Raw genomic sequence first — 10,062 nt, 5'->3', positions numbered from 1 at the left:
CGAGTGTCTGCATCGAGGGCTAACCAGACCCACTGTTTGTTCCCCTTGTCATCGACAAAGGACCACAGCTCGTCACATTGGATCGTTAGCTTTCCTTTTTTTTGGGTGTTACTAGCACAATTTCTATCGGCGGGCGCTCAAACTCCAAGGCATCGTACATCACCTGTTGGCAGCCCGTGTCTCTCTGCAACACCCCAATGCGCTGATGGCACTCCTGTATGAGATCGGCTGTAGCCACCCCGCGAATTCGCGCGAGGATGATTCCACCCACAGGCTCAACCCATAACTGATCTGGACTCTCGTTTGGCATAAGGATGCTCGTTGATGAAATTGTCTCAGCTCAACTTTTAATTAGTCCAAATCAATGTTGCCAATCTCCCAAGTTGGACATGAGCCCGAAAAATTTTCCGTATAGTACCTCTGATTTCGGGAATTAGCCCGAATTCTTCAGTGTTTCTTCGCACTAGTTTCGCCTTCTCCTTGGCTAGAGTCTTGGATGCAGCTCAGTGGCAATAAGCAACTCTATCTTCAGCAAGGCTTACATGCTGCTTCCCGCCTCCAGTCCTTGTTCTAGCTTTCTTGTTACCCCCTGAGGTAGTTTTGTGGTCAAGTGGCAAGCCTATCTTTTTTTTGCGCTTATCAGCTCTATTGCCCGCTACATAGTTACTTCAAGCTTCTTATCACCCCTTAAGGCTTCGCCAGTTTGAACCTATGAAAAGATGTTCTTAACCATAACGTTCAGTACAGCTATGTGTTTAACTAGCTACACAACTATTGGTAAGGAGACTGCAAAAGTTGTCTCTCCCTGAGCACTATTGACATCAATGGCTCCCCCCAAGCGCTTCACTAGCTTTTGCACAAGAGCCAGCCCTAGTCCAGTACCACCCTGTTTCCAGCGATCGGCATGGGCAACTCGATAGAACTTGTCAAAGATCTGTGGGAGAGCACTGGCTGGAATTTCTGCTCCAAAATTGGTAACTCGTAGCTGGAGCTGATTTTGCTCGACTGCAACACTCACCACAATCCGCTCTTCTGGCGGCGTATATTTACAAGCATTGTGCAGCAGTTCTACCAAAATCCGGTTGAGTGCATCTGGATTAGACTCAATCTGCGGTGGCGAATCAGGTATTTCAATCTGCAAGTACTGCTGATGAGCATCAGCCCGTTCTTGAAACGATTCTAATAAGGCAGATAACCAAAGTTTAAGATCAATGCGTTCAGTGACCAATGGCGCTGACGTAAACTCTAGCCGCTGTAGATCTAATAAATCATTGATCAAGCTAATTTCTCGTTCACATTCACTGTCGAGAATTCGTAAATACTGGGTAACTCTCGAGTTCGGGGTAGCATTTGCTGACTGAGAAATGCCAGTGATCGCTGGCTCGTCGGTAGCAGCAGTTTCAGAACGAGCTAAGGTGACTTTAAGCATTTTGATCGCCATCTTCATGTTAGTTACAGGCGTTCGCAGTTCATGCGAAACAGTGCTGAGAAAGTCATCCTTCATCTGATGTAAGCTCTCTAACGCTGCTACCTGACTTTGAGCGGCTGCATAGAGCCGTGCTTGCCGAATCGCGATCGCACATTGATTTGCCACCTGCTGCACTAGGCGAATCTCATGTTCAACAAACACTGTTGCTTGGAGCCGAGAAAGGCACAGATCACCCAAGACCCCTTGATCATCAAAAATAGGACAGGCAAGGAGCGTTAATGCACCATGTTCCAAATAAGGTTCGCAGGATTGAAACCACTGACGGTGCAACAGGTGGTGGTAGATCTCTGGGAACTCTGCCATCGACACAGTTTTCCCTTGCTTTTGGCGGCTGAGGGTCGTGTACTCGTAGCAGGTGGTTGCAGTTTGTTGTCCCAGGTCATAAAGTGCTGTGTCACATGAAGCCACCGCTAAACCCAAAGCCAGCTCTCGCACAGCGGTTTGCAGAATCTGTCTCTCGTCAAGATTGTCTCGAACTTTATCGGTAATTCGCTTTAGCAGGGCATCAAAGTCTCGCGCTTGCTGGAGCTGAGCAGTTCGCGCCTGTACCTGTTGCTCCAGATTGGCATTGAGTTGCTGCACCTGTTGATAAAGGTGTGACTGTTGCAGTGCGATCGCGACCTGGTCGGAGAGTTGCTTGAGCAGGTCAATTTCAAGCGGACTCCACGGTCGAGGCTGAGTGCATTGATTTACGCTCAGCAGCCCCCATAGGGTTTGCTCTTGGACAATCGGGACAACGAGATTGGCTCTAATCTGCAAAGCCGCCAATAAATCAACGTGACACGGCGACAAATTTGCTGCATAAATGTCCGCGATGTTGAGCACTCGTCCCTGTCGATACTGCCTAGCATAGCCGTCGCTAAAACACTGATCTTGGACTGTTCTGCCTAAAATTGACAGATTGGGCGTAATCACAGATTCCACGATGACGACTCCGCTCCAATCTGGCTCAAACCGATAAATTAACACGCGCTCGACACGGAGCAACTGGCGAACTTCCGCTACCGTTGTATTCAGAATGGCATCAAGGTTTAAGGACTGGCGAATCCGCTGGGTGATTTCTGCCAGCAATTCTTTCTGCTCAGCTTGTTGCCGTAGGGTTGCTTCGGCTTGTTGCCGCTGGGTAATTTCTATTCTTAGCTCTTGGTTTGCGGCGGCTAACTCTTCTGTGCGCTGCTGCACCCGTTGTTCTAGCTCTGCATTGAGGTTACGGATCTCTGTCTTTGCCGCCTGGAGGGCAAGCTGGTTTTCAATGCGGGCCAAGACTTCTTCTGCCTGGAAGGGCTTGGTAATATAGTCGGCTCCCCCTACCTCAAATGCCTTGACTTTGTCCCAGGTCTCATCCAGAACACTCAGGAAAATCACCGGAATCTCGCGGGTTTGCTCTGCTGCCTTGAGCTGTTGACAAACCTCGTAGCCGTTGATTCTAGGCATTTGGATGTCGAGTAAAATCAAATCCGGTGGAGCTGAGCGAACCACTCTCAAGGCCATCCCCCCATCAATCACGCCTCGAACCTGGTATCCTCGCTCCGTTAGAGTGGATGACAGAAGGTGCAGGTTTTCTGGTGTATCGTCAACAATCAGAATATTTCCCTTGGGGATCTGATTCGGAGGGATATCCATCAAGATGCTCCACTAGGGCAATAATTTTATCACAACGGAAGTTATGAACCCAATGACTTAAGGTGTCAGCTAGAAGCGCTTGCTCTTCTGGAATTTCCGCAATCAGTTGGAATAACCAGGCATTATTCACTTGATCGGCTGCTTGGTAAAGCTGTGCAATCCACTCAGTCGGCATGACTGTTAAGCTTTCAACACCTAACCTATAACCCTCAGCCTTAGCATTTTGCTGGTTTGGGTAATTGCCGTCTTGCTGCATGCTTACCGGAGCATCGCTTGTTCCGTAGCTATACCTTACCGCCAAATACTGAGCGATCTTGTTAAGAATGACCGCTTCTTGTATCGGTTTGCATACAAAGTCATCACACCCAGCGGCCAAGATCAGGGCTCGATCTGCATCCAACACACTTGCGGATAAGGCAATGATAGTGGTCCCTGATCCTTGTGGTTGTGCCTTGATGTATTGGGTTGCTGCATATCCATCCATCACAGGCATTCGCATATCCATCCAGATCAGATGGGGTTGCCAATGTTGCCACAGCGCGATCGCCGCCTGTCCATTCTCAGCCTCGCGCACCTCAAAGCCCAGAGGAGCCAGCATTCTCACCAGCAATTGACGGTTGGTTGAGCGATCGTCTACTACCAAAATTCGGTAGGTAGGCTGATCAGGTGCTAATCCAATCACACGTTGGACTGGTTGCTGTAATGTCACAGCGGCTTCGGCATCCCCTACCTGGATCTCAAAGGTGAATATGGTGCCACTGCCCAAGGTGCTATTCACGGTAATGTCTCCACCCATCAGACGGACAAACTGACGGCTGATCGGTAATCCCAAGCCTGTTCCCTCTTGAGATCTCAGACCCGATTCGGTTTGCGAAAAAGCCTCAAATAAGGTTCCTAGCTCGTTGGTAGCAATGCCCACACCTGTGTCTTCCACCTCAAACCGTAACGTCCGGGAGGAGGAAGGGGCGGGCGTATCAGAAGGGGGGGGCGCATTTTTGTCGTCTGCTGTGGCGGTTTCTTCTACCCGCTCTAAGACGCTGACGCGCAGGATTACGCTGCCTTGTTGAGTAAATTTAATGGCATTCCCCAATAGGTTAAGCAGGATTTGCCGCAGTTTTCTTTCATCCGATCGCACGTATTGAGGTACTTCAGGAGTACGGCTAAACATCAACTGCAAACCCTTAGCGTTAGTTTGTAGTTGCAGCATCTCTTCTAACGTATTGAGCAGGCGATATAGGTCAAACCGATTTTCATACAGCGTTACTTGTCCTGCCTCGATCTTCGACATCTCTAACACGTCGTTAATCAGGTCTAGTAAGTGCTCGCCGCTGTGATTGATAATTTCTAATTCTGCGGCTGCGGATGCTAAAGCTGGATTGCGTGCTAACAACCGAGAAAAACCGAGAATGGCATTGAGGGGCGTTCTCAGCTCGTGGCTCATGTTGGCTAGAAACTTGCTTTTGGCTTGGTTTGCCGTATCCGCCGCTTCTTTCGCGGCCTTGAGCTGAACGGTCCGTTCGGCAACACGGGTTTCTAGTTCCTCAAACGATCGCTTTAACTGAGTTGCCATCTGGTTAAAAGACTGACCCAATGCCTCTAGCTCATTAATGCCTTTGACCGTCACGGTTTGGTCAAGATGGCCCGTTGCGATCGCCTGAGAGGCAGCGCTGAGCCGTAAAATGGGTTTTGTGATCCAGCGAGATGTGGCAATTCCTACAATAACTGCCAGCACCAATGCACCCAAGCAGAGCAGAACGGTGGCGCGAGTGTTGGCATTGATTTGTGCCATGAAGTCAGATTCCGGCACCACCACCACAATTAGCCAATCCAGCCCCCGTTCATCGTAAAGAGGCAAGACTTGCACAAATTCTCTTTGACCTTGCAGCATAAAGTCAAACTGCTGACTGTGATTAATCTGCCTAAGACTACCAAAGCGATCGATTAAATGCTGAGCTGTAAAGCGAATTAGGGGAATGCTGCTTTCGGTAGCTAGGAGCCGACTAACCTGACCATCCGCTTTGGTCAAAAATGGCTGTTCAGTAGTGGATGAGGCGACGATGAGCCCTGAGCGCTCAATGATAAAGGTCTTCCCCGATCGCCCCACCCTTAAATTTTGTAGAAATTGACTAATGCTTGAGAGATATAAATCAGTACTGACCACTCCCCGGAAAGTTCCAGTCCGATCATACACAGGCTGACTGGCTGAAATGCCCAAGCTGGGCTGAATGTAGTACTGGTAAATGGAGTTCCAATGAGGACGTTTCGCCTGTTTTGCCCCTATATACCAGGGTCTTATGCGGGGGTCATAATCGGGATGAGTTTCCCTACGGCCTGTTGGGTTGCCCTGGCGATCGACGTTGATGATTGTGTTGACAAAACGAGTGGAGCGATCGGTAATTTCAATCACAGGCGTACCGTCATCCCGATAGCCAGCTCCGGCGTATTCTTTCCGTTCTCCACCAAAACTGATGTAACTTGTATTAGGAAACTGCTGCAACTGCCAGAACAAGTAGCTTCTCATCCGACTCATGTCATTCGGATTCCACAGCGAGAAGCGGGAAATAGCATCTGCACTGATGGCATTGACTAGATGGGGCGTTTCCAAATACGTATCTAGGTGTTGCTGAATCCGGGCAGTAACTTCGTTCCGTAACTGTCTAGCAACCTCATTAACCGCATTCTGCCCATTCCGTAGTGAGAGCCATCCAGTTACTCCCACTGCCGCAGAAATTTGCAAGATAAAAGGTATCACTAAAACCAGACGTAGCGGAATCTTGTAGGAATTGCCTGTAGCTGAACAATCTTGGTTCAGAAGGGCCATATAGTAGCTTCTCACTTAGCTCGCTTTCAGCCATCGAGCAGCAGAAACCTTCTGCATATTTCAGGTGCGATTGATCTTCAATACCACCCTAGTGGCTTTATTTAAGGCAGAAAAACTCTGAGTCCTCACAAGCTCTTTGATATTTCCACCTGATTTACAGGATACAGCAACTAGGGATTGAGTTAAACTCAGTAAATCAGTCATCTACTCCATTGAGTTTGCAAAACCGTGTCTCGCAGAAGGGGTGCTGTTCAACAGCGCAGGCCTGTCACAGCAAAATCGGAGACGTTGATTCAGGCTCGACATTTGTTTGAACAATCCATGTCGTCAGCATGATGTGCGCTCCATACTCCGACCGAAAGAGGTTCAATTCTGTCCAACGCAAAAACTTAAAGCCGCGATCGCCCTCCTCCAGTTGGTTAAGCAGTTTGTCAAGAACCGTATTCCCAGTGAGAATTGGCTTGTGGTTGCCGTTACTACCAGGAGTGCTGCTGGCCATTGTTCATACCCTATTAGATCAATAGTTGTCAGATTGAGCATCGAGCTGCCTTAATCCTAAATAACTTTGATATTTACAGATTGCTATGTTGGTGCGGTAGGCAACTTCCTTGAATGTGTAGAATGTCACCAGACTTTAATTTGGCTAGTTTGCAGCCAATATTACCGGCTGTATGGTGGAAGTCGATATATTTAACAAAATTGTGATGTTTGACGTATGAAAGAAGCCCTTGAAAGCTGTGCTGAGTCTCTTGATAAGCTGTACGGAAGATGGGGGAACAAGTTTCAGATTTCAAGTGGACTAAACAGCGGATTTCAGGAGTGGCAATCGCTACGACAAGTCCTACCACAGCTACTATCAACCCCGCTAGTGTCATCCAATCAGAGTAGGTCCAGCTCTTCCCACTCCAACCAATTGACTTCATTTTCATTGCATGTTCAGCCTATCCAACATTAGAACAATAACCTTGTCTGAAGACGGTTGGCTTCTGAGAAAACCACGATTTCAAGGTTCAATGTTGTAATCCAGCTATTTCACAGCAGGTAGAAGCTGGTTGGGCTTGCCACAATAGGTAATCATGACCTGTTTCTTTGCACGTGTCACTGCAATGCAAGATATGAGCAAAAAGGTGCAAGCTCAATGTCAAAAGTCCATTTTGACTATAAAAGTGTAAATCTAAAACCTCGTCAGGAGAAAACCTTTAAGCTTATCCTGCATAATTTTTCTCATATACTATTCCAGCTCATACTAGGGCGTGTTTTAAAACCCTAACCTAGAATGGAAATAACCGTATTTCCAAGATACCTAATAGGCATTGGTTGCACGCAATCCAATCTCATTCAAATCGGCTTAGATCTTCACATCGAAGAAGTGTATCTATCTTCTCTTAATCACAGTTGCGATCCGAATGTGGTAATTGATGTCAATCGTTTGGAACTCCGGGCAATTCGAGGGATTGAAGCAGGAGACGAGCTAACCTTTTTCTATCCCAGCACTGAGTGGGAAATGTCAACGCCATTCCCCACTCAGTGCCAAAGCTCACAGTGCCTAAAAATGATTGCTGGGGCAAAATATCTCTCTATTGATCTGATGAGCCGCTACACCCTCAGTAGTCATATCTCCACTAGCCTCTTGAGGGCTTTGTCTGAATTGAGCCTGACTAACTTTGAGCAGGTCGTCTCAAGTTCTACTCACACCTTGAATGTTTAACTTAGGCACGCTGATTAGAGAGAAAGTAAATGTATACACAGCTTAAGCCTGATACCGTAACGGCAATCTTTGAGTCCCAGGTTCAACGAACACCTGATGGTGTGGCTGTCGTCCATCATGACCAACAACTCACTTATCGTGAACTCAATGCCCATGCCAATCAACTTGCTCGTTATTTGAGTGCGAGAGGGATTGGGGCAGGACAACTGGTAGCGATCGCCCTAGAGCGATCGTTAGACTTGATCACCGCGATTTTGGGCGTTCTCAAAGCTGGAGCCGCGTATATTCCGCTTGACTCAACACTGCCTAAAGACCGGATCATCAGCATCTTATCTGACGCAAATCCAATCCTGTTAACCACACAAGAACTGGCAGCCGAGTTGGGAGGTTTCTCGACCCATTCTGGGTTGACAATACACCTCATGACTTAGCTTATGTCATTTATACGTCTGGTTCGACGGGTGTGCCTAAGGGTGTCATGGTAGAGCATTGCTCTGTGGCAAACTATGCAGAGGTTGCATCAACCCAGTATGAAGTAAAGGTTGGAGACCGAATTTTGCAGTGCTGTTCCATTAGCTTTGACGCTGCGGTTGAAGAGATTTTTTGCACATTTGCTCAAGGCGCAACGCTGGTGCTTCGCAGCGAAGACATGTTAAGTACCGCAGCATTTTTCTTAGAAGAATGCCAACAGTTAAAAATTACAGTCCTCTTCAGTCCCACGGCGTTCTGGCACTTCATCACCGCAGCTTTGCTGCAATTTGATCTGGTCTTGCCAAAAAAACTACGGTTGAGCAGTATAGGGGGCGAACGCGCACTTCCAGAAAGATTTGCTATTTGGCGCGATCGCGTCGGTTCATCAGTCCGCTTGATTAATGGCTATGGTCCCACTGAGGCGACCGTCGTTGCCACGATGAGCGATCTATCCCACCTTGATCAAATTGAGGAAAAACTGCCGATTGGCACACCAATCAGCGGAGTAGAGGCTTATATTCTGGACAATAGCCTCAACCCGGTGCCCGCAGAACAAGTGGGAGAATTGTATCTGGGTGGAGTAGCGATCGCCAGAGGCTATCTCAATCAGCCACAGCTAACAGCGGAACGATTCGTCCCCAATCCCTTTGATGACCGTTCTCGCCTTTATCGCACTGGTGATTTAGTGCGATATCGCCCTGATCAGCAATTGGAGTATGTCGGGCGCGTCGATCATCAAGTCAAGGTGGCTGGCGGATTTCGCGTTGAATTGTTTGGGATTGAGATGTTGCTGATCCAGCATCCTCTGGTGCAGGAAGCAGCTGTAGTTGCGACCAATTCGGGAGCAGACTCTAAGCTTTTGGTGGCTTATGTCGTATTCAGGTCAGCTTCATCAACCGAGTCTTTAGCGCATTTGCGATCGCATCTCAAGGCAAAACTGCCGCCCTACATGATTCCCTCACGGTTTGTTCCTCTAGAATCGTTGCCTTTAACGCCCATCGGTAAGGTTGATCGCCGGAAGTTGGCATCTGAGGCTCTACCTGCTGTGGAGCGACACAATCAAGCCACCGCTCGATGACTCCCCCACCCGGTGAAGATCTCACAACTTCTGAGTTGTATGACTTGATTCGTGCCTTTGGCTATCCCCTAGAAAGGGTAAGCTATGCAGAGTGGAGAACCCGTTTGCTGGAACCTGCTCCTTCTAATCCCCTCTATCCACTTCTGCCGCTGTTAACCGAGCAGGTTCATGAAAATCAGACTTTGATCGAGCTTTACCAACATTGCCCTGACTATGATTGCTCTAACACTCAGCAAGGGCTAGTTGGCACGTCGATCGCTTTTTCATCCATAAGGTGCAGAATTGTGGAAACCTATCTCCCGTACTTTGTTCAGTCAGGTTTTTTAGACGGGCCCTGCGGCGGTTAAGTTTGTTCAAGTTAGGATTGGATTGGGCTGACGATGACGCTTCCTTCAGCAGCCCACTCTAAAAATCAGCAATCACACTAACTTCCTACCTAGGCTCTTTCTACCCCATATGCGCCCCATACAGCCCTATCAAAAAAGGACCCTTTTTTGGTAGCCTTTGACTCAAAACTCCCACCCTGATTTCAGGCCGTTTCAGCCTCGCCAATTCATACCCCTTGTATCTTAGAAGAGTGGCAGACCGTCACCCCTTTGGTTGCTCGAAACCGTAAAAAAGCTTGGGTCGCCACACACCTCGAAGTGCTGAGAACTCGTAAAATCGCTAGGACCTCTGAGTCCGCATGGAGCAAGGAAGAGCGCAGCCTTCGGCCTATCCCATCTCATCGGAGGTCATGGTGCAATGGATCAGCAACCCCAGTGGGTTGGTATCGATGTCAGTAAAGCGAGTTTGGACGTTTATCTGCGACCCAGCTGCCAGCAGTTTCAAGTTCATAATCATGCCAATGGAGTCGTTGCCTTAATTCAGCA

General features: G+C 48.3%; 8 protein-coding genes and 1 pseudogene. 4 read left to right on the top strand and 5 right to left on the bottom strand.

From position 1 onward, the window contains the following. From H6F72_RS30520 to H6F72_RS26100, 5 genes and pseudogenes are all read right to left on the bottom strand, one after another. Window positions 1-104 (bottom strand): annotated as a pseudogene (locus tag H6F72_RS30520) (IS1 family transposase); the annotation flags it as partial. Next, window positions 86-310, bottom strand: a complete 225-nt coding sequence (locus H6F72_RS26115; protein WP_190442397.1) for a hypothetical protein — start codon at window positions 308-310, stop codon at window positions 86-88. The pseudogene H6F72_RS30520 and the gene H6F72_RS26115, both read right to left, overlap by 19 nt. Window positions 311-763: 453 nt before the next feature. Beyond that, window positions 764-3,112 carry a GAF domain-containing protein gene (locus tag H6F72_RS26110; protein ID WP_190442395.1) on the bottom strand — a complete coding sequence of 783 codons (2,349 nt, stop codon included), beginning with the start codon at window positions 3,110-3,112 and terminating at the stop codon, window positions 764-766. Further along, a complete protein-coding gene (locus H6F72_RS26105) occupies window positions 3,063-5,933 on the bottom strand; it encodes a hybrid sensor histidine kinase/response regulator (RefSeq protein WP_190442388.1) in 2,871 nt (956 codons plus the stop codon). The genes H6F72_RS26110 and H6F72_RS26105 overlap by 50 nt, the downstream gene beginning before the upstream one ends. Before the next feature lie 268 nt (window positions 5,934-6,201). After that, complete coding sequence (locus H6F72_RS26100) at window positions 6,202-6,432, bottom strand: hypothetical protein (RefSeq protein ID WP_190442386.1); 231 nt, start codon at window positions 6,430-6,432, stop codon at window positions 6,202-6,204. 870 nt (window positions 6,433-7,302) lie between these two features. Here H6F72_RS26100 and H6F72_RS26095 point away from each other — a divergent pair. From H6F72_RS26095 to H6F72_RS26080, 4 genes are read left to right on the top strand one after another with little or no spacing between them, the layout of a single operon-like run. Beyond that, window positions 7,303-7,641, top strand: a complete 339-nt coding sequence (locus H6F72_RS26095; RefSeq protein WP_190442384.1) for an SET domain-containing protein-lysine N-methyltransferase — start codon at window positions 7,303-7,305, stop codon at window positions 7,639-7,641. Between the two features lie 29 nt (window positions 7,642-7,670). Further along, window positions 7,671-8,072 carry an AMP-binding protein gene (locus H6F72_RS26090; protein WP_190442374.1) on the top strand — a complete coding sequence of 134 codons (402 nt, stop codon included), beginning with the start codon at window positions 7,671-7,673 and terminating at the stop codon, window positions 8,070-8,072. A gap of 32 nt (window positions 8,073-8,104) precedes the next feature. Further along, window positions 8,105-9,190: an amino acid adenylation domain-containing protein gene (locus tag H6F72_RS26085; RefSeq protein WP_348252738.1), complete on the top strand. Its 1,086-nt coding sequence runs from the start codon at window positions 8,105-8,107 to the stop codon at window positions 9,188-9,190. Beyond that, on the top strand, window positions 9,187-9,537 hold the full coding sequence (locus H6F72_RS26080; protein WP_190442372.1) for a hypothetical protein: 351 nt from the start codon (window positions 9,187-9,189) through the stop codon (window positions 9,535-9,537). Before H6F72_RS26085 ends, H6F72_RS26080 begins: the two co-directional genes overlap by 4 nt. Window positions 9,538-10,062: the final 525 nt, after the last annotated feature.

It is taken from the genome of Trichocoleus sp. FACHB-46 (assembly GCF_014695385.1).
Classification (GTDB): domain Bacteria; phylum Cyanobacteriota; class Cyanobacteriia; order FACHB-46; family FACHB-46; genus Trichocoleus.
Note: the sequence above shows the minus strand (reverse complement) of the source record. Positions and strands in the feature narration are given on the sequence as shown.